This window comes from Caenibius sp. WL (assembly GCF_019803445.1).
In the GTDB taxonomy this organism is placed as follows: domain Bacteria; phylum Pseudomonadota; class Alphaproteobacteria; order Sphingomonadales; family Sphingomonadaceae; genus Caenibius.
On the sequence record NZ_CP081844.1, the window covers coordinates 1006327 to 1029573 of the forward strand.

The window sequence follows — 23247 nt, forward strand, 5'->3', positions numbered from 1 at the left end:
CTATGCCGCCAGCAGTTCGTCGGCCGGGCCGAAGAATTCATAGTGAATGCGGTCCGACGAAACCCCCGCCAGCGACAGCGCGGAGACCGCGTGGCGCAGGAAGGGGCGCGGGCCGCAGATATAGTAATCGGCTTCCGCGACCGGAGTCTCGGACACCAGCCATTCGTCGGTGATGATGCCGGCGATATCGTAGTCACGGCCAGCCACTTCATCCGCCAGCGGGGTCTGATGGAAATCGGTCACCCTCACGGCCTTGCCCCGGGCGGCCAAGGCGCGGACATGATCGCGCATCGCATGCGTTTCGCGATCGTGCGTACCGTGGATGTAATACACCGGCCCTGCGTTGTCCTGCGCGACCAGCGTTTCGAGCATCGCCACCATCGGGGTGAGGCCGACGCCGCCCGAAAGCAGGACCACCGGGCGCTCGGGGCGGTCGGCAAGGAAGAACTCGCCTGCCGGGGCCGCAACCTTGAGCACGGTTCCGGCTGCCTGGTCGTGAAGCCAGCCGGATGCCAATCCATGCTCTTCACGTTTCACCGAAATGCGATAGCTCTGGCCATCGGCGGCGGAGGAGATGGAATAGTTCCGTTTCACCGGCGGCTGGCCCGGGATTTCGAGCCAGAAGGTCAGGTATTGGCCGGGCTTGTGGATCATGACCGCTTCGCCATCGACCGGGCGCAGGACGAAGGATTTGATGACGCTGCTTTCCTGCACGACCTCTTCGATGCGGAAATTGCGCCATCCGTTCCAGCCGCCGGCCGTTTCCTTCTGCTCCGTATAGATACGGTCTTCGCGCGCGATCAGGATGTTGGCGAGGAACCAGTAGGCCTCACCCCAGGCGGCCAGAATCTCGTCTGTGGCGGCATCGCCCAGAACGGCCTTGATCGCCCCAAGCAGCGCTTCGGCGACATAAGGGTAGTGCTCGGGGAGGATTTGCAGGCCGACATGCTTCTGCGCAATCCGCTCCACCGCAGGGGCCAGGGCGCCGAGATTGTCGATATTGCTGGCATAGGCAAGAATTGCCCCGGTCAGCGCGCGCGGCTGCGATCCGGCATCGCCGTGATGCGACTGGTTGAACAGGTCGCGGATATGCGGATTCTGGAACATGCGCGAATACATTTCGTGCACGATATCGAGACCGTGGGCTTCGAGGGCAGGAACGGTCGCTTTGACAAGTGCAATGGTCTGGTCGCTGAGAGGTTGCGCCATAGAGAACTCCTGTAGATGGACGGATGGTGGTGAAAAGGATGCCGCGATTCAGACAGTGGGCGGCTGATCGTAGAAATCGACCTGCATCTTCATGGGGCCGAGCGGGGTGACGAAGTGCGGTTGCTGCGGGCGAATGAGGCCGGGCTGGCCTGGCGTTAGAAGAACTTCCGACGGAGGATCTTCGAGGTAAGTCAGACGGAGTTCGCCTTCGAGCACCCGGATTACACCCCACACGCCCGCTTTGGTGTTATGGCCCGCGCGCAGGGCCTGCGGCAGGGTGTCCTCATCGAAGATGGGCGTCGAACGATAGGGTTGCACGGGCAAAGCCATATCAGGCAGCGATCCTGATATCGTCGGGATAGGGGGGCCGCTGGCTGACAAGGGGTACCTCGATCATGGCAAGACACTCCTTGGAGCAAGGTCCGCCGCCGCGGCGGGCCGGGGGACCGGCTGATCGTCCAGCCGGAAAAACATCGCGAGTTGGAGGCTCTGGGCGATACGCGCAGCTTTCGCTTGGAGAATTGTGGCGGCTTCGGGCACCATCAGTTCGTCCGTCGTGCGCGCCCAGAGGGCGAGCCATCTGTCGAACAGTTCGGGCGTGATCCGGGCACGGTGCCGCATATGAGCGGGCACGGGTTGACCCTTGTAGCGGCCACTGGTGAGCATGACGGATGACCAGAAGGCCGTCAGTTTATCGAGATGTTCCGGCCAGTCGTCGATCGCATCGTTGAAAATGGGGCCGAGCCGCGCATCCACGCGGATGCGGGCGTAGAATGCGGCAACGAGCAGTTTCAGCCCTTCCTCATCTATCGCAAGACCCGCCATCGCGCCGACTCCTAAACATGTATTATTGATGCATCTATACGGGCCGCAAAAAACATGCAAGAATAATGCATCATTTAAGGACGAGCTATGCGGCTGACGCGCTACACCGATTATGCGATGCGGGTGCTGCTCTATCTCGGGCAGAAGCCCGGGCGGCTATGTGCGATAGCCGAGATCGCGCGGGCCTATGCCATTTCGCAGAATCATTTGATGAAAGTGGTCAACGACTTGGTCAACGCGGGCTATCTGGAAAGCGTGCGTGGCCGCAATGGGGGCATTCGTCTGGCCCGCCCCGCTGCGGAGATCAACGTGGGAGCGCTTATCCGCCATACCGAAGACGATTTCGATCTCGTCGGTTGCGGCTCGTGTATCATCGCGCCAGCCTGCGGTCTGACCTGCGTGCTCGACGAAGCGCTCCGGGCTTTCATGGCAGTGTTGGACCAGTACTCCTTGGCCGACCTTCTCGCGCGCAAGGGCGATTTCTCCCATCTGTTGAACTTTACCGCTCCGGCTGTAACATCGGGGCGGCAGACGGACGCGTAGATTGCGCAAATTGTTGGGAGGGGCAGGGGCGTCTCGACAGAAGAAGACGATACCGCCGCTGCCGCAATAAGCGGATCAGCGGCGGTACGGCGGCCGGGGTAATGGGCTCAGAAGCTGATCTTGGCTTCAAGCCCATAAGTCCGGGGCTCGTTCATAAATGTGGACAGCACATTCGCGAGGCCGGGGCCGGTCAAGGGGAACTGGAAGACTTTCCATTGCGTATTGGTGAGATTCTTTCCCCATAGCGAAATCGCCAGCTTGGCCCCGTCAGCGCCGATATCGAGATCGCCCAACGTCAGCCGGCCATTGACCATGGCGTACGAGCCCGTCGGGGGGGCGGTGATGCCGCCGGTGTAGAAACTGCTTGAATAGACCGCATCCAGGTGGGTGGACAAAGTTGCGCCGTCGAAAGGCGAAAACTCATGATCGAGAGCAACCGATGCCGAATGCTTCGGCGTATAGTTCACCACGCCTAGCTGGATTACACCGCTGAACGGATTGCGATCCTTCACAGCCTGCCATTCGGTATAGGAATAGCTGCCCGTCAGGGTCAGTCCGGCAGCCAGCTTGGCCGTGAGATCGAATTCCAATCCCTTGATCGTCGCCTTGCCCGGTGCATTCAGCGTTTCGACGTTCGAAGGATTCGCCGGATTGGTGAAATCGACCTGGCGATGGCTATAATTCGTGTGGAATGCAGCGACGTTGAACCGGACACGCCGGTCGAACAGTTCCGTCTTGGCACCGATTTCCCAAGTGGATACCTGCTCTTCGCCGAAAGGAACAAAATTCACCGATCGCGCGTTCGAACCGCCGGCGCGATAGGCCCTGCCCCATTTTACGTAAGTATTGACCGTGTCGGTCCAGTCAAACGCCACCGTGAAGGCCGGATCCACTCTTTTCGAGGAGAAATCGGACGGCTTGTTGATCGCTACCCCCCGGGCCAGCGTCAACGCGCCGTACTTGTGATCATGCGTCCAGCGGAGACCCGCTGTCAGATGCAGGCGCTCGTCCAGGATCGGCGGTGTATAGGTGGCTTGGCCGAAGATCGCCTTCGAACGGGTATGTATCTCGCTGCCGCGATCCGGGAAACGCGGCCCCGAAAGCACTATGGGAAGCAAGGTGTAACCAGTGCCGTCGCTGGTGAACTGAGCGGAGAAGGGGCTATGCGCAAGGTCGTGCGCATCTTCCTTGAAGTAGAAGCCGCCGAGAACAAACTTCAGATGATCGAAGTTTCCAAGGACCTGGATTTCCTGGCTGAACTGGTCCTGATGGACATCGGCATAGCTCACCCGGCCGAAAACGCCGTTCGGCGCATAAGGCGTAAGCAGGCCCCCGCTGTTTTCGAACTGCTCTTGCGAAAGTTTGCGATAAGCGGTGATCGAGCGCAGGGTCAGATGTTCGGAAATGTCCCAATTGGCGTGCAAGCTGTGCCCTGAGACCTTACCGACACTCGGCTCCAGCGGCACTCCGACACGCCCCTTGCGAACCCTCTTCTCTTCCACCGAGAAGAAGGGAGGCAAGGGCATGATGGGCTTTTGCAAGGCACCGATCTGTCCATATCCCGCAACCGAAGCATCGCGCGACGTGTCGAAAGCATACAGCAATTCGATATTGCTCGCCGGCTGCCATAGCACGCTGATCCGCGCGCCGCGGCGATTGATGGCATTCCAATCCTTCGCTCCGGCGAGCGAGTTCTCGATCCAGCCGTCGCGCTTGTTCCACACCCCGTCCAGCTTGATGCTGAAGCCCGCGAATTCGGGGAGATTGAGATGGGCCCGCACGCTGCGCCCATTCCAGTTCGAGATTCCCGCGGTGAGATCCAGGCCGAGTTCGCCAGTCGGGCGCTTGGCCACCATGCTGATCGCACCGCCGACGGCGTTGCGCCCGAACAGCGTGCCTTGCGGCCCGCGCAATACCTCCATCCGTTCGAGATCGAGCAATTCCGCACTCAACCCCTGCGCACGCCCCAGATAGACGCCATCGAGATAGATCCCCACTGTGGAGTCCCGGCTGATCTGCGTTGGGTCGCCCGGATTGATGCCACGCATCGTGATGTTCATTGTCGAAGGCCGGGAGCCGCTGAACGGCACGACGCGCAACGAAGGGACGGAGCCGCTCGTAAAGTCGCCCAGTGTCGTTATGCCCCGCTTCTCCAGGTCCTCACTCCCCAGGACCGCGATGGCGATCGGCGTGCTTTGCAGCGATTCCTCGCGCTTCTGGGCCGTGACGATGATTTCATCGAGCCGCGCCGAGGCCCCGGCTGATGCGGTATCTTGCGCAAAAACGGCTGCGGGCGTCAGCAGGCTGCTCCCGGCAAGCAAACCCAATCCCCATGACAAATGGCGGTGCATTTTTCCCTCCCCTTACTTTCTTAGAACGGACGGTAGGTAAAATTGAACGTTCGTTCTGAGTAATGTTATTTTTATTACTAAAATATAACAGATATTAATCTGTTATGGAAATTGCATTCGATCAATCTTGTACACTCGTTCTGTATTGCGTCAAGCGGGGTTTTTCTGCATGTACATGGCCATGGCAGCCGTTCGAAAAGCCTCGACGGAAAGAATTCTCGATGTCGCTTGCGATATCGGTGTTCGCATGGGAATCGATGCAATCGGCGTGCGTGCCGTCGCGCGGCAAGCGGATATCAGTCCCTCCTTGATCAGCTATCATTTCAAGGGGCGTGATGTGCTTCTGGCAGCGCTGCACGAGGCCATTATGCGGGATCACTATGCGGACTTGTTGCAGCAGCTCGACAAGGTGAGGGCGCTGCCGGGCCATATGCGTTCGCCCTCCAGTTTCCTGACCGCAAGCATCAGCCGCCATGTGCACAAGTTCAAGCCGCTGACTCTTCTGCTTCTGGAACTGCGCATGCATGCCTTCCTGCTGGACGATCTGGTTGACGTTGTCATGGCTTGGGATTTCTGGCGGGAGTTCGGCGTTGTTTTCGACCTGCCGGACCGGATGATCCACCTATGGGCGGTTATCGCCGATGCCATGCTCTGGTATGCGATTCTCGATGACGATCCGCTTGTAAGCCAGACATGGATAGGGCGCGCATTAGGGCGATTTGCCGCTCGGCTTGAAGGCTTGCCGGATCATCCCGTCTCAACCGTCCCAGCCTTGCCGGATGTCGCCGCAGTTTCGTCTGAGGATGGGAAGCAAGCCGACGATACGCGGGTTTCGTCGCGTCCTCAGGAAATCACGCAAGCAGCGATCCGCCTGATCGCACGTGGGGAAAAAATCTCCCATCGTACTATTGCCAAGGAAGCTGGCCTTCCGCTTGCCGCGACTGTCTATTTCTTCGCCAGTAAGGATGACATTCTGGCGGATGCGTACAAGATGATATATGAAATGATGATCGGCGATCTCAGAGTGGTCGTGGGCAAATCGTCGCAGATTTCGATCCTGTCCGACGGACGGGTGGCGCCGATCCCGGCCCTGTTCGGCAAATTGATCCTGCATACCGCACGCAACGGAGAGGGCGGCGCGTTGGCCCGGCGCATGAGGGATGCACGGGGCACGTCTTCGCTCAAAGTTCTCCGGCAACAGGGTGTCGATGCCGATCGGCTGGATGCCTTGGTTTGGTCGCTGAGCCACGGCCCCTATTCGCCACTCATATTCGGCCTGCCCGCATCGGAGAGGATGGCCCGGTTCGATGCGCATATCGCCGATGTGTCGAACAAGGTGTTCGGTTTGTTCTAAGGCGCTTTTATCCGCCGTTTTATCCGCCGTTTGAGATGCTAACGCACTGTATCTGCGCCCCATCAGCGTGCAGTTCGATCGTTTTCCCGTCAATGGAAAGGGTGAGGAGCCAGGACGCATGCCAGTGCCGGGGCAGATCGGTGCCGGTAATATCGGCGCTGCCATTGGCAAGGTCGGTGACGGCCATGTGCCGATCATGCGGAATATCCCAGCCGCGAAGACCCATGAGGCGCGCGCCGGACAGAAGATTGCGTCTCGCGGCCCGATCAGGAGGCAGCGCGATTGCGCGCCCGATCGGCTGAAAGCGCAAGGATGTGTTTTGGGTTCCGTGGACGGTCGGCAGGCGTGAAGACTGGCAATCTTCGACGATGCCGGGTGGTGTGCCGGGGTGAGGGGGCACGAGCCAATGAAGTAGCCGCACACGCCCGGCGAACGGGATCGTGGTGTCACTACGGAGCCCTAGCCCCCAATGTGTCCCCCGTCCGAAGACCACGGAGAGCGGGGCAAACCGGCTGGGTGCATCCTCGGGCAAAGCGCGCGCCCATTCACACAGCAGGGCATCCAGGGATGAAGCGGGCATAAGGGCGCAAGTCCAATGCGGGAGGTGCCCTGTGTAGCGCAAGGCGGCTATCCGGTCACTCGTCCGGGCGGGCCATGCCTGACAGCAGCTTGATGAGCCATTGAGTGTTTTCGTGATAGAAATCGGGAGAGGCGGTTTTGGCGGCAATTTGCGTACGCGTACCGAAGACCCAGTTGGAAAACAGCGCCTTGTCGGTCTGGGTAGGGGTTACGCCGGCAGGCAGCAGGCATTCGAGAAAGCGCTTGGACATATGGCCGCCGCGATAGCGCAGTTGTGGGTCAATGGCCTTGAAAGACGAATCGCGCGCCACTGCCAGATGGAATTCCAGCCAGCCGATGACTGACCACCAATCCGGTCCTGGCGGATTGAACACGGTCATCAGCGAAAGCATTTTTCTGTCGGATGGGGACGCGCCGACCGCATTCCGCGCGCGGGTGAGCGACTGCCAGTAGATGACCGCAAACGCCCCCTGCATCAGATCGTTGGCCGTACGAAAATAATGGGCCACGGCCCCGGTCGAAACTCCGGCTTTTTGCGCAACGCTGCGATGCGTGACTTCGCCGCCGCCTTTCTCGATCAGCAATTGCGCCGCGGCTTCGGCCAGTGGCAGGGCCTTTCCGTCAGGTCGTTCGATAGGAATGCTTTCGCGCTCTGTGGTGTGGAGCGCGAAATGGTGCCACTGCTCGTCCCCCGCCTGCTTGCCCTGAACCCAGTTTACCCATCCACGGCAGGCCTCTTCGACGCAACACCGGTCGATTGTCGGGCGCACGCGGATAAGATGGGACAGGCTGAGCCCGGCGGCGACCGCACCCGTTCCCTGGCCTGCGGCGCCCATGCCGCAGTGTGCGGCAATCGTTTGCCAGGCATCGCGCCAGAGATATTCCCACCGCGTGGCCCGGTCCGTAGGCTGTCCTTGTCGTGTGGCGTCAAGCAGGCATTCGAAGCGGACAAAGGCAAGATGGCGGCACTCGTTGCACCACCGGTCTATCAGTTCCGCCATCAATGCGGGCAGCGCGTGAGGACCCAGTACCGGGCCCGCGAGCAGTTCGTCCAGCCGTGCGCCGAACCAGGCCCCGGCGCTGGCCAAGGCATGCTCGTGCGCTTCGGCGTAGAGGTGCTGAAGCGAGTCGAAATGATGATAGAGCGCCGGTGCGGTTATCGCGCTTTTTTTAAGGATAGCCCGCATTGATGGGCCGGACGCATGCGGCTCGGCCCACAGGGCGATCGTATTTTCGATGATGGAATTGCGTGTACTCATGAGGCTGGCCTGCAACTTCGCGGCGCTTCTAGGCCGATTGGTGGGCCGCCGCTAGAGGCCTCCAGTGCAATCCCCCGGTATAACAGCGAGCAGATGCGGTAGGGTGAAGCTTCCACACGTTCTGGCGTCCATTCCGCCGTCATCGTGTTCGGTATAGGTCCAATGCATGGTCTCCGAAATTTAAATACTAGCGATACATAATATCTTGCACGGCCGGTCTGTGAAGGGGAAAATCGGGTCTGCCTTCATTTGCGCCATCGGCATGTAAGCACCCTATCCAGATGGTTTCTGTAAAATTTCCCATTGATATATAACAAAAAATAGAAATATTTCCGAAATATTTCTTCGGTTGCACTGAGGAGGGTGGCCCGCATCCATACCCGCCGTGCGATAGTTCGCAAGGCAGTTTGGTTGGGCCGTACAAACGATATATTTGTTGATCGCTCTCCGCTTTTTGGATAGCGTCGCAGGAAACAATAGAAGGCCGTGGATGCGAGTAATACGCGTGGCGGTTTCAGGGGGAATTGCGTGAGCGAAGCATTCAGCGGAAGTTCTTATGGCAGATCGGCGCCATGCGTTGGCGCGCGGTCTATCCGCTTGGCAGAAGCGTGCGGCCTCCACGTCATTCGATAATGTTTCTTTACTCCGTCAAAAAGGGGCGGAGGTAATCTCGTTTCCGATAATCGCAATAAAATCAAATTACTATATAAGGAGGGAGTATATGCAAACTCGATCGCTTCAGGGGAAATGGCCTGCGCGTTATCGGGCGATGGCCTTGGCGACGACGCTGTTATCCGTTGCCATCGTGCCGGGCCAGGCGCTGGCTCAGGAAAGCGCGCCTGCCAATGAAGGCGGTATCGCCGATATCGTCGTTACCGCGCAGAAACGCGAAGAATCGCTTCAGAAAACGCCGATCTCGATTGTTGCCTTCACGGGTGACGATCTGGCCAAGGCGGGGATCAACGAAATCAGCGATCTGCGCAGCCAGGTGCCTTCGCTGCAGATCGTACCGCATCCCAACAGCGGCACGACCACGCGTATCTTCATGCGCGGCGTCGGCAACAATGACGATCAGATTACCCAGGATCCCTCGGTCGCGGTCTATGTCGATGGCGTCTATCTCGCCCGTACGCAAGGTTTGGTGACCGAAGTCGCCGAACTGGAACGGGTCGAAGTGCTGCGCGGGCCGCAAGGTTCGCTTTACGGCCGCAATGCGACCGGTGGCGCGATCAACTTTATCACCCGTGCGCCGGATCTCGATGATCTGCGGATCAAGCAGACGTTTTCCGTCGGGAACGACAACTATTTCCGTTCGCGCACCAACATCAACGTGCCGATCGGTGAAACGCTCGCGGTGGAAGCGGGCTACATGTACATGCAGCGCGATGGCTATGTGAAGAATCGCGGCACGGGCGTGAAGCGCTTTGGCGATCAGCGCCGTCAGGCATGGCGCGGTGCGTTGCTGTGGCAGCCGAGCGACAGTTTCAATATCCGCTACAGCTACGACCGTTCGGAATTGAAAGATACGCCAGTCTTCATGGCGGCGGTTCCGCTTTACGGTCAGAAACCCACTCCGCCCACTTCGCCCAATCTGTATCCCGTTTCGGACAAACGGCCCACGGAAGGTTCGAAATACGTCAACAATCTGCGCCGGAACGATGCCGTTTCTCAAGGTCATAATCTGACAATCACTCTGGATGTGTCAGATGCGCTTACTTTGAAATCCATCACCGGATATCGCAAGCTCAACAGCTGGACCACCCAGAACTACCTTGCTGGCGTGCGTGGGCCATTCGCTCTTATTGAAAGCGATGGATCGCTAAAACAGAAGCAGTTCAGCCAGGAATTCCAGGCCATCGGGAATATCGGCGATAGGCTGCAATATGTCCTGGGGCTGTATTATTTCGAAGAGAAGGGCAACGGGTACAGCATTAGCAACAGCCCGCCGCAGTCGAAGCGCGACGATCGCGAACTGCATATCAAAAACAAGGCCTATGCGGCCTACGGCCAAGCGACATTCACACCCGCGATTCTGGATGATCGCCTGCATATCACGGGTGGTTTGCGCTGGTCGCAGGACAAGCGGCGCGCGCGAATGCAGGACACAGTCATCACGCCGGGGAGCACGGTTATCGGCCCGATGACACCGGCGGCAACCTCGTTCGATAACGTGAGCCCCAGCCTGATTATCGCTTTTGACGTCAATCCGGATGTCAATCTCTACGCCAAGATGGTGCGCGGTTACAAATCAGGCGGTTTCAACGTCCGGGCAAGCTCGCTCGAACGTTTTTCTGCTGGCTTCAAGCCAGAAACCATCACCTCTTATGAGGCCGGGTTGAAATCGATGCTGTTCGACCGACGTCTGCGTTTCAATATTGCCGGGTTCATCTCGGATTATCGCGATATTCAGATCAACACGCGTTCGGATCCCAACAATGTCGGCATTACCGATGTGCTCAATGCCGGCAAGGCACGGGTTAAGGGGATCGAACTGGATGTGACGGCAGAGCCGGTCGACGGGCTGAACTTGAATGTCACCTATTCGTATCTCACGGGCAAATATCTTGAAGTCGTTGGTGCTGACGGTGTGGACCGGGCGGGGACCATGAAATTCATCAATATGCCGCACCATACGGTGAGCGCGAAGGCGGAATATCAGTTCCCGCCGATGGCCATCGGGCAGTTGAGCGCTGGTATCGACTACTATTATCAAGGCCTTGTCCAGACATCGTCGTCCGATTTGCGTTACAAGGCAGCAGGCTATGGGTTGCTGGATGCGCGGATAAGCCTGTCCGATATCCCGATCGGCGTCGGCAAATGGCGCTTGTCGGCCTATGGCCGAAATCTCACCGACAAGGAATATTATGTCGCGCACTTCAGCGCGGGGTCGCCGGCCGCATTCTATGGCCAGCCCCGTTCCTATGGACTTGAATTGTCGTTTGAATACTGAGGGGGGGCGGCACGCCGCATCTCTCAGGAGATAGCGGCGTGCCGCGGTGCTGCGGGCAGGTGCGGTGCGCGCCGCCTGCAGCACTCATGCATCGCCGTCACGAGGCGGCTTTTGCGCTCACGGGCAATCTGACATACGGGGTGCTAGTATGCTGAGCCGCCGACCGTTGTTTTGATCGGCGTGGGTTACTGCCGATCACGATATGGTTAAGTGGCCTGGCTGGTCAGATCAGGAGTGGAAGCGTTTCAAGAGCGTTCCACATCCACGGCAAACATATAACCGAAGCCGCGTACGGTCCTGATGATTTGTGAATCGCGATCGTCGCCCAATTTCCTGCGCAGTCGGCTGACCAGCACGTCGATGCTGCGATCCGATGAGCCGGGAAGGCGGAAACGTGCCAGTTCCAGCAGCCGTTCGCGAGCGATGATCTGTTGGGGATGCTCAATCAGATTGGCAAGCAGATCGAATTCTGCGGCAGAGAGCGTGACGGTTGCCCCCGAGGGGGCGAACAACTCTCTGCGACGGAGATCCATGGTCCAGCCCGCGAAGCGGATCGTGCTCGTCTTGGCTCTGCGCTTGCCGTCCTCCAGCGGCGGGCGGCGCAGCACCGCTCTGATGCGCGCCAGCACTTCGCTGTGGCTGAAGGGTTTGGCGATATAATCGTCCGCACCTAGCTCAAGCCCTGCAACCAGATCGGCCTCCCCGCCGCGTGCGCTGATCATGATGATGGGAATGTCGCCCCAGCCTCCTCCTCTAATTTCCCGGCATATATCCATGCCGGTGACGCAGGGAAGCATGACGTCGAGCAGGATCAGGCGGATGCTCCTGGTTTCGAGTTCCTGAATCATCTCATCATAGTCAGCCGCCGTGGTGACCTCAAACCCGTTCCTGCGCAGAAGATTGGAAAGAAGCACACGTATCCCAGGGTCGTCGTCGACGACGAGAATGAACGGCGCAGATATCTGGGAAGGCTCCCCAATATTTCTCTTTTGTGTCTCATCCATATCAAAAGTTTTCCCTGAACTTTTCAATAAGTTAGCCATTGACAGCCCACTGATTTCGCCGCCAAGCGCTATTGCGAGTGGTTATCATTAGATTCAGGGAGGCGTAACAATGCAAGAAATCCATCATGACGAACAGATTGAGGTTGGGCAAGGAAGTAGCCGGCGCCGATCGAGTACATTCCTGGCATTAAGCTGCGTTGGCCTGATCGCTGCGCCCACCGTCGCTCAGGAAGCTGCTTCGGAAGAACCCGGGTCTCGGCGGCTGGGCGGTGTTACCGTCACCGATACCGCGATCGATGAAAGCTATGATCGTAAGGAATCTTCGTCGGTCAAATTCACGCAACCGCTGCTCGATACGCCCAAGAGCGTGACCGTCATTCCGCGGGAAGTGATCGAGGATCGCGGTTTCACATCGCTGGTCGACATTCTGCGCACCACTCCCGGGATTACGCTCGGTTCGGGTGAAGGCGGCACGCCGATGGGCGACCGTCCTCTCGTACGCGGTTATGAATCGGCAACCGATATGCAGATCGATGGTTTGCGCAGTGTCGGCCGTTTCAGCCACGAAGTTTACAATCTGGAATCCGTTGAAGTCGTCAAGGGCCCGGGCGGCGCGCTTAATGGCCGTGGATCAACCGGCGGTGCGATCAATCTGGTGACGAAAACACCGCATGCGGACGATTTCGTCGTGCTTCGGGCGACGCTGGGCACCGACGAAACCAAACGGATCACGGCAGACATCAACCACCAGCTTTCCGAGGGGATAGCGGTGCGTCTCAACGTGATGGGGCATGATGCGGACGTTGCCGGACGCGACGCTCTGAAAGTGAGCCGCTGGGGCTTTTCTCCGTCGATCGCTTTCGGTCTGGGCAGTCCCTTGCGCGCTACGCTGGCTTATTCCTATCTGAAGACAGACGATATTCCCGATTTTGGTCATCCGTTCCAGAACTCGGGAACGACGAGCCCGCTCAAGCTGAAGCGCAACAATTTCTATGGTTTTGCCAATCGTGATTTTCGCGAGACGGAAGGGCATTTCGGCTCCGCCATTCTCGAATATGATCTGACCGAAAGCATCACGCTGCGCAATGCGACGCGTCTCGTCCGTACGACCAACGAGTATATTGTCAGCCGCCCGAGCTTCAACACGACCACGGCCACGCCAGAGACCGGCCGTGTGCTGATTGATTTCCGTTCCGCGAATATCCTGACCGAGGGCTTTCTCAACCAAACGGATCTACGCGGCAAATTCAATACCGGCGGTATCGAGCACAGCTTCATTGCGGGTGTCGAATACAGCAAGGAAAAGCAGAGAAGCCGCCCGGCATGGGCCCAGGCCGCCGGGGCGGTGCCATTGCTGCAATCGCTCCACGACCCCGATCCCTATGCCGCGTTCAACCCGCTGGTGAAGACTCCGTTTACGACCCCAGCTGTCCCGATCAAGCATAAAACCATGGCCGCATTCCTGTTCGACACCTTGTCTCTTTCCGAACAGTTCCAGATCAATCTCGGCATCCGCTACGATGATTATAAGGTGTCGGATGGGACGCGCACGGCGAAGAATGATTTCTGGAACTATCAGGCCGGACTGGTTTACAAGCCGCTACCCAATGGCAGCATCTATCTGTCTTACGGCACGTCATCCAATCCCTCGGGTGAGTGCGCGGGTATGGCCGGCGGTGCGGAGGGCGCCGGTGCCTGCACACTCAACAACAACAACGTGAATCTCAAGCCGGAGCGGGCCAGGAGCTGGGAACTGGGAACCAAGTGGGACCTGTTCGACGAGCAGCTTTCGCTGACGGCAGCGGTGTTCCAGACCAAGAAGAGTAACGCCCGTGCAACCGATCCCATTACTGGAACGGTGCAGTTGATCGGTAACAACCGTGTTCGGGGCTTCGAATTCGGCGTGTCGGGCAACATCACTCCTGAATGGAACATTTTCGGGGGCTATACCTACCTCAACGCGAAGCTCATCGACGATGGAACCGGGGCGAATGCGGGCAACAAGATCAAATTTGTGGCACCGCACAGCTTCAGCGTCTGGACCACGTACAAGATCACGCCGGAATTCGACATCGGTGGCGGCGTCAACTACACCGGGAAGCGTTATGTGAACGACGCCAATACCCAGTGGTTCAAACCTTATGCCCGTATCGATGCCACGATCGGCTATAAGGTGAGCGACAATCTGGATCTTCGCCTCAACGTTCAGAACCTGACCAACAAGCTGTACTACGACGCATCGCATGTCGGCATTTTTGCCAATGTTGCGCCCGGGCGTTCGGCTCTGTTGACGGCAAACCTGCACTACTGATCGCATAGAAATGTTCTTGCGGAGGGCCTGTGGGGATACCCCTACAGGCCCTTTTTGTTGCCCAAAAGACACAGGAACAGATCGGGGAGGCAAAAAGCAGCAATAAATGGGAAAGCTTCTTGCAATTATCGCGATCCATTCTCATTAGCTGGAGAAACTTGAAACTCATTCTCAATAAGGGGGTCAAATGTCTCGGCTACGTCAGAATACCGTTACCGCAGTTCCAGCCTATCTTGCTCTGAGTTGCGTCGGTCTGATCGCTTCACCCGCGCTGGCGCAGGACAATTCCTCCACTCAGGCCAGTTCCAACCGGCTTGGGGGCGTGACGGTCACCGACACGGTTATCGACGAACAGGGATACAAGGTCGACAAGGCGGATTCGCCAAAATACACCGCGCCGCTGCTCGATACGCCGAAAACTGTCATCGTCCTCCCTTCGCAGGTGATACAGGAAAGCGGGTCGACCACTTTCGTCGAAGCGCTGCGCACTGTGCCTGGAATCACCTTCGGCGCCGGTGAAGGCGGTAATCCGCAAGGGGACCGGCCGTTTATTCGTGGCTTCGATGCGCAGGGCAGCACCTATCTGGATGGTATCCGCAGTATAGGCGGCCAATCGCGTGAGATTTTCGCGATCGAGCAGATCGAAGTCGTCAAGGGCGGCGATTCCACGATGGGCGGGCGTGGCAGCGCCGGTGGCAGCCTGAATCTTGTGAGCAAGATGGCGCATCTGGGCACGGAAGCGCGCGCGGACTTGAGCTACGGCACGGACGACTACAAGCGTGCGACGCTGGATGCGAACTATCAGATCGGTACAACGGCGGCCGTTCGCCTCAATGCCATGTGGCACGATGCCGATGTGGCGGGCCGCGATGTCGTTACGTACAATCGTTGGGGGATCTCGCCGTCTTTCGCGATCGGTCTGGATACACCGACCCGCGCTTTCGTGAATTACTACCATCTCGAAAGCGACGATATCCCCGATCCGGGCATGCCGTTCGAGCGCCAGGGCAATGCCAACCAGGTGAAGACCGCCGATCAGCTTCATATCGGGCCGGCGGAAGTGATCAACGGGCGCAAGATCAAGCGCTCAACCTTTTACGGTCTGGCCGATCGCGATTTCCGCAAGACCAACATAGACGAAGTGTTGTTTCGCGTTGAACACGATCTCAGCGATACCATCCGCATCCGGAACACGGCCAAGTACGCCAATGTGAAGCAGGCCTATATCCTTACGCAGCCGGATGACAGCCAGGGCAACGTCGCGAACGGCAAGCTTTGGCGCCGTGTGAACAGCCGCCACAGCAGCGTCGATTCGGTGGTCGATCAGATCGACCTTTCCGGCACTTTCGAAACCGGGTCGATCAAGCACAGCTTCTCGGTCGGCTTCGAAGGAAGTTGGGAGCGCTCGAAGCGCGGCAACTATAATGTCAACACATCGCCGCGCTGTGTGAACAGCGGTGCCGGGGCAACCGGTATGAGCGAAGTGGGCGCTGGTTCCAATTATAACTGCACGGATCTGTTCAATCCCAATCCGCATGATCCCTGGGTCAATTATGCGGCCGATGGTGTGACGCCTGAGCCCATCGTGAAAAGCGGTATCACCGGCATCACCAAGGCGACGACCTACGCGCTCTATGCCGCCGACACGATTACCATCACCGATGCACTGCTGCTGAATCTGGGTCTGCGCTATGATTGGTATAAGACGACCAGCAAATCGATCGCGGCGGCCGGCACCACGTCGCTGAAGGTCAAGGATAACTTCCTGAATTATCAGGTGGGCTTGGTGTTCAAGCCCCGGCCGAACGGGAGCCTGTATATTTCCTATGCCAAGTCGACCACGCCTCCGGGCAGCCTGGTGGGCGAAGGTTCGGAAGGCAATGCTATCGCAATCACCACGCTGAACGACCTGAAGGCCGAAGAAACCAAATCCTATGAAATCGGCACCAAGTGGGAGTTCTTCGATGCGGCGCTGGCTCTGAACCTGGCGCTGTTCCGCACCGAAACCACCAATGCCCGCACGACCGGTTCGACCGGGCTGCCTGAATATGTCGGTGAGCGTCGTATCGATGGCTTCGAGATCGGGTTCAACGGCAAACCGCTGCCCTTCTGGAGTATTTTCGGCGGTTACACCTACATGGATTCCGAGGTCAAGAATGCGGGCCTCAATCACGCCAACAATGGCAAGCCGTTTCCGAATACGCCCAAGCACAGCTTCACGGCCTGGACGACTTTCGACATCGCTGATCGTTTCCAGATCGGCGGCGGGGCTATCTACAACTCCAAGCAATATGGCAACTTTGCTACGGTTGCCGGTGTGGGCACGGTCGAGCGGACCATTCCCGGTTACTGGCGCTTCGATGCAACGGCGGCGGTCGATATTACCGAGAACGTGGCACTGCGGATCAACGTCCAGAACCTGACCAACAAGCGCTACTATGACCGGACCTACACGACGCATTTCGTGTCGCTCGCTCCGGGGCGCTCGGCATTTGCGACGCTCAGCCTGAAGTATTGAACTGATCGCGAAAAGGCAGCCCGTCCCCTTGGGGGCGGGTTTTGCCATGTCGGTTACATGGAACGGTCCCCCAAGCACGCTGCGGCAAACGGTGTGGCTGCTGCGCGTATGCCGGGCTTTGATTCGGGAAATCAGGAGCAGCGATACGCTCCGGGCAATTTCATCTCGACCCATCGTCAGGTCTTGGCTATGCGAATGCCTCGCAACAATGGCATAGGGACCATATCTGATCGGGCGCGCGGGAATTGAAGGACGGGCCAGCTACAATTCTTCGTGTGTCCGACGTAAAGCCGTGGCCGCTATATGCCCTGTCGTTCGTAATGGATCACCCCGCGCATGATGCTCAAGATACCGGCGCTGCTTTCCAGCGATGATGTGCGGCAATGCCGTGAAGCGTTGGACCAGGCTGCATGGCAGGATGGCCGAGTGACGGCGGGGCATCAGGCAGCCCATGTCAAAAGCAATCTTCAGTTGCCACTCGATAGCCAGGTGGCAAGACAACTGGGCAGTCTGGTTCTGGATCGGCTTGGCCAATGCCCGCTGTTCATTGCCGCGGCCCTGCCGCTGCGTGTCCTGCCGCCGCGGTTCAACCGTTATGAAGGCGGTGGCGCCTATGGCAATCACATCGACAATGCGCTGTTTCGCATGCCTGATGCCGATGCCTACGTCCGCACCGATATTTCCTGCACCGTGTTCTTCAGCGATCCGGACGAATACGAAGGGGGCGAACTGGTGATCGAGGACAACTATGGCGATCATCGCGTCAAGCTTCCTGCGGGTGATATGGTGATCTACCCGGGGACCAGCCAGCACCGCGTCACGCCAGTATCGAAAGGCGTTCGTCTGGCTTCCTTTTTCTGGACTCAGAGCCTTGTGCCATCCGATATCCAGCGCCGGACATTGTTTGAATTGGACGGCGCGATTCAACGGCTGGTGGCGGACCATCCGCACCATGCGTCGATCAATCCGCTAACAGGCGTCTATCACAATTTGCTGCGGCAATGGTCGGTGACATGAGCGGGACGGGCGCGGATGACACGCAGACTGCGTTGCCGCCTTTGACAGCCATTCCGAACGATATCCGAAGCTTGCCGGATTACGAGCGCCGGGCAGAGGCTCATTTTCCCCCCGCTACCTGGCGTCATATCCAATCCGGTGCGGGTCCAGAAACCTCGCTGGCGGCCAACAGGGCGCAGTTCGACCGCTATCGTCTGGTCCCACGGATGTTGGCGGATATGCGCGGGGCAACGACAGAGCTGGAGATGTTCGGCCTGCGGCATGCCGCCCCGGTCCTGCTGGCGCCTGTCGCCTATCACCGCCTTGCGCATCCGCACGGCGAACTGGCAGCGGTGAGTGCCGCAACCGCGCTCGATACCACTATGGTGGTGAGCACGCTGTCCAGTATCCCGCTGGAAGACATTGCCGCCGCGGCTCGCGCTGCCGCAACGGAATTGCGCATGCAGGCGCCTCCACTTTGGTTTCAGCTCTATTTCCAGTCGGACCGGGGATACACTGCCGAACTGGTCAACAGAGCCGAAGCCGCCGGTTATCAGGTCCTGGTCTTTACCGTGGATGCGTCGGTAAAAAGAAGCGAGTTTGCTTTGCCGCGCGGGGTTGAGGCTGCAAATCTTCAAGGGATGCCGAGGCTTTCGCAGAATGCCGATGTCGCAGGCGGAAAGATCGTATTCGGGACAGCCCTGCTGGATGCGGCGCCGACCTGGGAAAGTCTTGCCTGGCTGCGGTCGCAGACCCGCCTGCCTATTGTGGTGAAAGGGTTGCTTTCGCCGGAGGATGCACGTCTGGCGCTTGAGCATGGCGCTGACGGGATCATCGTATCCAATCATGGCGGCCGGGTGCTCGATGGCCTTGCTTGCCCTCTCGATATGCTGCCTGCGATGGTCGATGCGGTGGAGGATAAGCTGCCTCTCCTGCTCGACAGCGGGGTGCGTCATGGGACGGATGTTCTCAAGGCGCTTGCCCTCGGCGCACGGGCGACGCTGGTCGGCCGTCCGCAGTTGCATGCGCTCGCCGTCGGCGGAATGCAGGGCATTGCGCACATGCTGCATATTCTTCGCGCCGAACTGGAACTGGCCATGTCGCATGTCGGATGTGCGTCACTCGCCGCGATCGAAAAATCGATACTGCTTGAACAAAGTCGCGGATAGATCAGGCTTGACCCATCGATGCGTTGTTCCGGGCTATGCAGAACAGAAGTACGCTACCAAAATCAGAAACCGCCTCGCCCGCGCGGGTGAAGGTGCCCGAAGGCAATGATTGGTTTTGTTGCTGCTTTGATTGGTGCGGTCGAGAAGACTCGAACTTCCACGGGCTTTCGCCCACAACGACCTCAACGTTGCGCGTCTACCAGTTCCGCCACGACCGCATAATCGATAAGGGCCCCTTTTTCCGGGGCCCCGCAGGGTAGGAGCGGGCCATTAGCAAAGGCATTTGCGCCCTGCAAGCGCCCTTGAGCACCTGAATGAAAGATTTCTTGGCTTATCCCGGTTTACCCGGTGCTTGCAGGGGTTATCAGCTTGGTTTCCAGCCGATTTCCGCGAATTTGGCCGAGCGGGGGACATCGGTGACTGCTTCGTTGATCGTCACGCTTTCACCGGGGGCCAGCTTGCTTTTCGGCGGTGGCACTTCCCAACTGTAGACGATCCGTTCCTGCCCATCGCGTAGCACGATGAGAATCGGCGGCACCGTCTGCACTGTGGTGCCGATATTGGTCACCACACCGCTGGCTCCGAAAAATTCCGTGCCATTGGGCAGAGTGCGGCGATCCTGTTTCTGCGGCGGAAATTCGAGACGGAGATCGGGTTTCGCCTGGGCGAAGACCGGCCGGTTCACCGGCACCCAATCGGGCAGGCCGCGATAGCTGACCGCTGCGATGATGCCCCCTGCGGCCAGTGCGAACAGGACCGCCCCGGCGGTCCACAGGCGCAGGCGATGACGGCGTGGGCGGAACGGTGGGCCATGATCGAACTGGGACACCGTTTCATCCCCCAGTCCACCGCTCGCCGCGTCGGTGACGGTAGCTTGCGTACGCGGGCTGGCTTGCGGTTCGGAAACGGGCGGTGCATCCTGCGCCGGAGGAGGGGCGGCTGGAGCGGGCGCTTCCTGCGCGGGGGTTGGCGGCACGGCAACAGGCGCGGAAGCGGTCGCATCTTGAGCCGCTGCGGCAACGGTAGGCGGGGTGAGTTCGGGACCTTCCTGAAACCAGCTATGGTGGCATTTCGCACACCGCACAGTGCGGCCTTCCACGCCGATCGCGTTGTCGGGGACAACATATCGCGTCGCGCACGCAGGGCAGGATATGATCATGATCCATGTAAAGCATGAGCCATCGCGGCCAACAAGTGTCCCACTGTGAAGTGGTGTTGGCAGATGCCTTTTTTCCACATCGATTGGCGGCTATAGCCCCCGCACGATGCTTAGTTCGTTTGCAGCCAGACCCCGATGAACGACACGGGGGGGAATATCGTCCAGTTCGACAATGTCGGGCTGCGTTACGGCACGGGCAAGGAGATATTGAGCGACATGTCGTTCACGCTCCATCCCGGCCGCTTCTATTTCCTGACCGGGGCGAGCGGGGCGGGCAAGACATCGCTGCTGCGCCTGCTCTATCTGGCCCAGCGCCCTTCGCGCGGAATGATCCGGATGTTCGGCACCGATGTCATCACCATGCCGCGCGACGATCTGCCTGCCTTCCGCCGCAGATTAGGGGTGGTGTTCCAGGATTTCCGGCTGGTGCCGCATCTGTCGGCTTTCGATAACGTGGCTCTGCCATTGCGTGTGGCAGGCTTGCCGGAGCAGGAAATCGCCAAGCCGGTGTCCGATATGCTCGACTGGGTCGGGTTGGCCGACCGGGCGGCAGCGCGCCCGGCGACGCTTTCGGGCGGGGAGCAGCAGCGCGTGGCGATTGCCCGCGCGGTGATCGGCAGGCCCGATATGCTGGTGGCGGACGAGCCGACCGGCAACGTCGACCCGGAAATGGCGTTGAAGCTGCTGCGGTTGTTCGAAGCGCTCAACCGCTTGGGAACGACGGTGGTGGTGGCCACGCACGATCTGCATCTCCTCCAGAAAGTGACCGATCCGTTGATCATGCGGCTCGACAGGGGGCGGCTCAGCGATCCCACCGGGGCGCTGCGTTATCCCCCCCGGGGCAAGGGCGGGCCATCATGAGCGCATTTGCCGCCATTGCCGCTGCCGCAAGGCGCGGATTGCCTGTGGTGAACCGGATGAGGGGCGAGCAGTTGCTGACTCAGGCCCGGCTCGCGGGGCCGATGCCGTGGGTGATCGCGATCATGATCGCGCTGACGACTATCGCGGCAGGCGGTGCCCTGGCGCTGAACAATGTGGCCAATGCGGCGCGGGCCGAACTGGCGGGGGGAATAACCGTCCAGATCGTCGAAGCGTCTCCAGCGGAGCGGGATCGGCAGGCACGGGCCGCGCTGCGGTTCCTGAACGCGACCCCCGGTGTGGAGAATGCGGCGCTGGTGCCCAAGGAGCAGGTCGACAGATTGATGGAACCCTGGCTCGGCGCGCAGGGTGAAGGCGACGAGGCGATTCCCCTGCCGGCCCTGATCGATGCCAGCCTCGATGGGCAAGCGACGCAGGACAGGCTGGCGCAATTGCGCCCGCGCCTGCTGGCTGTGGCGCCCGCGGCACGGATCGATGCGCAGGCGAGCTGGCTTCGCCCGGTGGTTTCGGCCATTCGTTCGCTGCAATACCTTGCACTGGCGCTGATCCTGCTCCTGGCGGCGGCGAGCACAGCGGCGGTGTGGCTGGCCGCGCGTACCGCGCTGGGCGTCAACCGCGATACGATCGAGATCGTGCATCATCTGGGGGGGACGGATGCGCAGATTGCCCGGATATTCCAGCGGTCTGTCGCTCGTGATGCGGTGCTCGGCGGAATTGCCGGGCTTGCGGCGGGGTTGATTGCTATTGTCGGGCTGACGCGGCAATTTGCAGCGCTGGATTCGGGCATGCTTGCAGGCGGGGGACTGACAGTGATGGACTGGCTGCTGCTGGTGTTTATTCCGCTTGTCGGGGTGATACTGGCAACATTGACGGCGCGTTTCACAGTGCTTTCGGCGCTGCGGAGAATGCTATGATCCGTCGCATTCTGGCAGCCGGTTTCCTCCTGTGGATTTTCGGTTTCATATGGTTCGCCAATTTCCTGCCGGGCCCGGCGGGCGCGCAGCGAACCGATGCGGTGGTGGTCCCCACGGGTAGCGGGGGCCGGATCATGCGCGGCCTGCAGGTGCTGCGGGCGGGCCATGCGAAAAAGATGCTGGTGACCGGGGTCGACCCCGAGGTGAAACCGCGCGAGTTCGCGGTGGCTTATAAGGTCGAACCGCGCCTGATGCAGTGCTGTATCACTTTAGGGCGCGATGCGGTCGATACACGGGGTAACGCGCAAGAAACCGCCAATTGGGTCACCGCGAACAAGGTTCGTTCGATCCGTCTGGTCACGGCGGACTGGCACATGCGGCGGGCGGCGGCGGAACTGGGCTACGATTTGCCCGGGCAGGTCAGTGTGCTGCGCGATGCGGTGCCTTCGCCTTTGCCGCTGCGCAGGCTGTTCCTGGAGTACAACAAGTTTCTCGCCAGCCAGCTTCTCCGTCTATGGAACGCGGTGGCTTGATCGTGGCGATCGTGCGCAGCTTGCTGTTCTATGTGGTTTTCTACAGTGTGACGGCGGTTCTGGTGACAGGCGGGCTGCTCTCTCTGCTGTTCGGCGGCAGGGGCGTGGTTCCGATCACGCATGCATGGGCGCGGTGGCATCGCTGGTGCGTGCATCATCTGCTGGGCATTTCCCTGCGTGAGGAAGGCAGCCCCATGGCAGAGCCCGCGCTTTATGCGATCAAGCATGAAAGCTTTTTCGAAGCGATCGAGACTCCCAATCTGTTTTCGCGCCCGGCGGTTTTCGCCAAGGCCGAACTGTTTCGCATTCCCGGTTGGGGCCGCCTTGCGCAGCTTTACGGGCTGGTTCCCGTCGAACGCAGCCAGGGCGCCAGGACGCTGCGCGCGATGATCGCCGGGGCGAAGAAACGCATCGAAGAGGGCCGCCCGCTGGTGATCTTTCCCGAAGGGACCCGGGTTCCCCATGGGCAGAAGGCGCCGCTGCAATCGGGCTTTGCCGGGCTTTACAAGTTGCTGGGCCTGCCGGTGATCCCGGTCGCCGTGGACAGCGGGCCGCTATATCACCGGCTCTGGAAACGGCGCGGGACGATAACCGTGCGATTTGGCGAACCGATCCCGCCCGGGCTCCCGCGTGAGGAGATCGAAACGCGCGTGAAAGCTGCGATCAACGCGCTGAATGGCTAGGCAGGCCCACA

General features: G+C 59.6%; 19 protein-coding genes and 1 tRNA gene. 11 read left to right on the plus strand and 9 right to left on the minus strand.

Annotated features, from left to right (window positions below):
• The 3 genes from hmpA to K5X80_RS04795 all read right to left on the minus strand — a co-directional run bounded on the left by hmpA (position 1) and on the right by K5X80_RS04795 (position 2034).
• On the minus strand, positions 1–1209 hold the full coding sequence (gene hmpA / locus K5X80_RS04785; RefSeq protein WP_222559709.1) for an NO-inducible flavohemoprotein: 1209 nt from the start codon (positions 1207–1209) through the stop codon (positions 1–3).
• A gap of 48 nt (positions 1210–1257) precedes the next feature.
• The gene (locus K5X80_RS04790) at positions 1258–1539 is read right to left on the minus strand and encodes a TehB family protein (RefSeq protein WP_222559710.1); all 282 of its coding nucleotides are present in this window, start codon (positions 1537–1539) and stop codon (positions 1258–1260) included.
• Positions 1540–1602: 63 nt separating this feature from the next.
• Positions 1603–2034 (minus strand): group III truncated hemoglobin, encoded by a 432-nt coding sequence (locus tag K5X80_RS04795; protein ID WP_222559711.1) that lies wholly within the window; start codon positions 2032–2034, stop codon positions 1603–1605.
• A gap of 87 nt (positions 2035–2121) precedes the next feature.
• Here K5X80_RS04795 and K5X80_RS04800 point away from each other — a divergent pair, with 87 nt between their 5' ends.
• Entirely contained in the window at positions 2122–2577 is a 456-nt protein-coding gene (locus K5X80_RS04800) for an RrF2 family transcriptional regulator (RefSeq protein ID WP_222559712.1), read from the plus strand.
• Positions 2578–2684: 107 nt separating this feature from the next.
• Here the strand turns inward: K5X80_RS04800 and K5X80_RS04805 are convergent, their stop codons facing one another.
• On the minus strand, positions 2685–4928 hold the full coding sequence (locus tag K5X80_RS04805; RefSeq protein ID WP_222559713.1) for a TonB-dependent receptor: 2244 nt from the start codon (positions 4926–4928) through the stop codon (positions 2685–2687).
• A gap of 181 nt (positions 4929–5109) precedes the next feature.
• On the opposite strand from K5X80_RS04805, the gene K5X80_RS04810 reads away from it, so the two are divergent.
• Positions 5110–6282: a TetR family transcriptional regulator gene (locus tag K5X80_RS04810; RefSeq protein WP_222559714.1), complete on the plus strand. Its 1173-nt coding sequence runs from the start codon at positions 5110–5112 to the stop codon at positions 6280–6282.
• A gap of 19 nt (positions 6283–6301) precedes the next feature.
• Here the strand turns inward: K5X80_RS04810 and K5X80_RS04815 are convergent, their stop codons facing one another.
• Both K5X80_RS04815 and K5X80_RS04820 read right to left on the minus strand, forming a co-directional pair.
• The gene (locus K5X80_RS04815; protein ID WP_222559715.1) at positions 6302–6862 is read right to left on the minus strand and encodes a hypothetical protein; all 561 of its coding nucleotides are present in this window, start codon (positions 6860–6862) and stop codon (positions 6302–6304) included.
• Between the two features lie 55 nt (positions 6863–6917).
• Positions 6918–8120, minus strand: a complete 1203-nt coding sequence (locus K5X80_RS04820) for a TetR/AcrR family transcriptional regulator (protein ID WP_222559716.1) — start codon at positions 8118–8120, stop codon at positions 6918–6920.
• A gap of 721 nt (positions 8121–8841) precedes the next feature.
• Here K5X80_RS04820 and K5X80_RS04825 point away from each other — a divergent pair.
• A complete protein-coding gene (locus K5X80_RS04825) occupies positions 8842–11070 on the plus strand; it encodes a TonB-dependent receptor (RefSeq protein WP_222559717.1) in 2229 nt (742 codons plus the stop codon).
• Between the two features lie 245 nt (positions 11071–11315).
• On the opposite strand, the gene K5X80_RS04830 is transcribed toward K5X80_RS04825, so the two are convergent.
• Complete coding sequence (locus tag K5X80_RS04830) at positions 11316–12032, minus strand: response regulator (protein ID WP_283249280.1); 717 nt, start codon at positions 12030–12032, stop codon at positions 11316–11318.
• 151 nt (positions 12033–12183) lie between these two features.
• On the opposite strand from K5X80_RS04830, the gene K5X80_RS04835 reads away from it, so the two are divergent.
• The 4 genes from K5X80_RS04835 (at position 12184) to K5X80_RS04850 (ending at position 19068) form a co-directional block, all read left to right on the plus strand.
• Positions 12184–14385: a TonB-dependent receptor gene (locus K5X80_RS04835; RefSeq protein ID WP_222559719.1), complete on the plus strand. Its 2202-nt coding sequence runs from the start codon at positions 12184–12186 to the stop codon at positions 14383–14385.
• Positions 14386–14572: 187 nt separating this feature from the next.
• The gene (locus tag K5X80_RS04840) at positions 14573–16903 is read left to right on the plus strand and encodes a TonB-dependent receptor (protein ID WP_222559720.1); all 2331 of its coding nucleotides are present in this window, start codon (positions 14573–14575) and stop codon (positions 16901–16903) included.
• 336 nt (positions 16904–17239) lie between these two features.
• Positions 17240–17920, plus strand: a complete 681-nt coding sequence (locus K5X80_RS04845; RefSeq protein ID WP_222559721.1) for a Fe2+-dependent dioxygenase — start codon at positions 17240–17242, stop codon at positions 17918–17920.
• A complete protein-coding gene (locus K5X80_RS04850) occupies positions 17917–19068 on the plus strand; it encodes an alpha-hydroxy acid oxidase (RefSeq protein WP_222559722.1) in 1152 nt (383 codons plus the stop codon). Before K5X80_RS04845 ends, K5X80_RS04850 begins: the two co-directional genes overlap by 4 nt.
• Before the next feature lie 131 nt (positions 19069–19199).
• Here K5X80_RS04850 and K5X80_RS04855 read toward each other — a convergent pair.
• Positions 19200–19286, minus strand: a tRNA-Leu gene (locus K5X80_RS04855).
• A 146-nt stretch (positions 19287–19432) separates the two neighbouring features.
• Positions 19433–20227: a zinc-ribbon domain-containing protein gene (locus K5X80_RS04860; RefSeq protein WP_222559723.1), complete on the minus strand. Its 795-nt coding sequence runs from the start codon at positions 20225–20227 to the stop codon at positions 19433–19435.
• A gap of 135 nt (positions 20228–20362) precedes the next feature.
• Here K5X80_RS04860 and ftsE point away from each other — a divergent pair, with 135 nt between their 5' ends.
• The 4 genes from ftsE to K5X80_RS04880 are packed head-to-tail and all read left to right on the plus strand — an operon-like array spanning position 20363 to position 23236.
• Positions 20363–21088 (plus strand): cell division ATP-binding protein FtsE, encoded by a 726-nt coding sequence (gene ftsE / locus K5X80_RS04865; protein ID WP_261390638.1) that lies wholly within the window; start codon positions 20363–20365, stop codon positions 21086–21088.
• Positions 21085–22020 carry a cell division protein FtsX gene (locus K5X80_RS04870; RefSeq protein WP_222559724.1) on the plus strand — a complete coding sequence of 312 codons (936 nt, stop codon included), beginning with the start codon at positions 21085–21087 and terminating at the stop codon, positions 22018–22020. Before ftsE ends, K5X80_RS04870 begins: the two co-directional genes overlap by 4 nt.
• The gene (locus K5X80_RS04875) at positions 22017–22553 is read left to right on the plus strand and encodes a YdcF family protein (RefSeq protein WP_222559725.1); all 537 of its coding nucleotides are present in this window, start codon (positions 22017–22019) and stop codon (positions 22551–22553) included. Before K5X80_RS04870 ends, K5X80_RS04875 begins: the two co-directional genes overlap by 4 nt.
• A complete protein-coding gene (locus tag K5X80_RS04880) occupies positions 22535–23236 on the plus strand; it encodes a lysophospholipid acyltransferase family protein (RefSeq protein ID WP_222559726.1) in 702 nt (233 codons plus the stop codon). Before K5X80_RS04875 ends, K5X80_RS04880 begins: the two co-directional genes overlap by 19 nt.
• Positions 23237–23247: the final 11 nt, after the last annotated feature.

Coding starts and splice junctions, on each gene's coding strand:
- hmpA (WP_222559709.1), bottom strand. CDS start 1,209: ATGGCGCAACCTCTCAGCGACCAGACCATTGCACTTGTCAAAGCGACC.
- K5X80_RS04790 (WP_222559710.1), bottom strand. CDS start 1,539: ATGGCTTTGCCCGTGCAACCCTATCGTTCGACGCCCATCTTCGATGAG.
- K5X80_RS04795 (WP_222559711.1), bottom strand. CDS start 2,034: ATGGCGGGTCTTGCGATAGATGAGGAAGGGCTGAAACTGCTCGTTGCC.
- K5X80_RS04800 (WP_222559712.1), top strand. CDS start 2,122: ATGCGGCTGACGCGCTACACCGATTATGCGATGCGGGTGCTGCTCTAT.
- K5X80_RS04805 (WP_222559713.1), bottom strand. CDS start 4,928: ATGCACCGCCATTTGTCATGGGGATTGGGTTTGCTTGCCGGGAGCAGC.
- K5X80_RS04810 (WP_222559714.1), top strand. CDS start 5,110: ATGGCAGCCGTTCGAAAAGCCTCGACGGAAAGAATTCTCGATGTCGCT.
- K5X80_RS04815 (WP_222559715.1), bottom strand. CDS start 6,862: ATGCCCGCTTCATCCCTGGATGCCCTGCTGTGTGAATGGGCGCGCGCT.
- K5X80_RS04820 (WP_222559716.1), bottom strand. CDS start 8,120: ATGAGTACACGCAATTCCATCATCGAAAATACGATCGCCCTGTGGGCC.
- K5X80_RS04825 (WP_222559717.1), top strand. CDS start 8,842: ATGCAAACTCGATCGCTTCAGGGGAAATGGCCTGCGCGTTATCGGGCG.
- K5X80_RS04835 (WP_222559719.1), top strand. CDS start 12,184: ATGCAAGAAATCCATCATGACGAACAGATTGAGGTTGGGCAAGGAAGT.
- K5X80_RS04840 (WP_222559720.1), top strand. CDS start 14,573: ATGTCTCGGCTACGTCAGAATACCGTTACCGCAGTTCCAGCCTATCTT.
- K5X80_RS04845 (WP_222559721.1), top strand. CDS start 17,240: ATGATGCTCAAGATACCGGCGCTGCTTTCCAGCGATGATGTGCGGCAA.
- K5X80_RS04850 (WP_222559722.1), top strand. CDS start 17,917: ATGAGCGGGACGGGCGCGGATGACACGCAGACTGCGTTGCCGCCTTTG.
- K5X80_RS04860 (WP_222559723.1), bottom strand. CDS start 20,227: ATGATCATATCCTGCCCTGCGTGCGCGACGCGATATGTTGTCCCCGAC.
- ftsE (WP_261390638.1), top strand. CDS start 20,363: ATGAACGACACGGGGGGGAATATCGTCCAGTTCGACAATGTCGGGCTG.
- K5X80_RS04870 (WP_222559724.1), top strand. CDS start 21,085: ATGAGCGCATTTGCCGCCATTGCCGCTGCCGCAAGGCGCGGATTGCCT.
- K5X80_RS04875 (WP_222559725.1), top strand. CDS start 22,017: ATGATCCGTCGCATTCTGGCAGCCGGTTTCCTCCTGTGGATTTTCGGT.
- K5X80_RS04880 (WP_222559726.1), top strand. CDS start 22,535: ATGGAACGCGGTGGCTTGATCGTGGCGATCGTGCGCAGCTTGCTGTTC.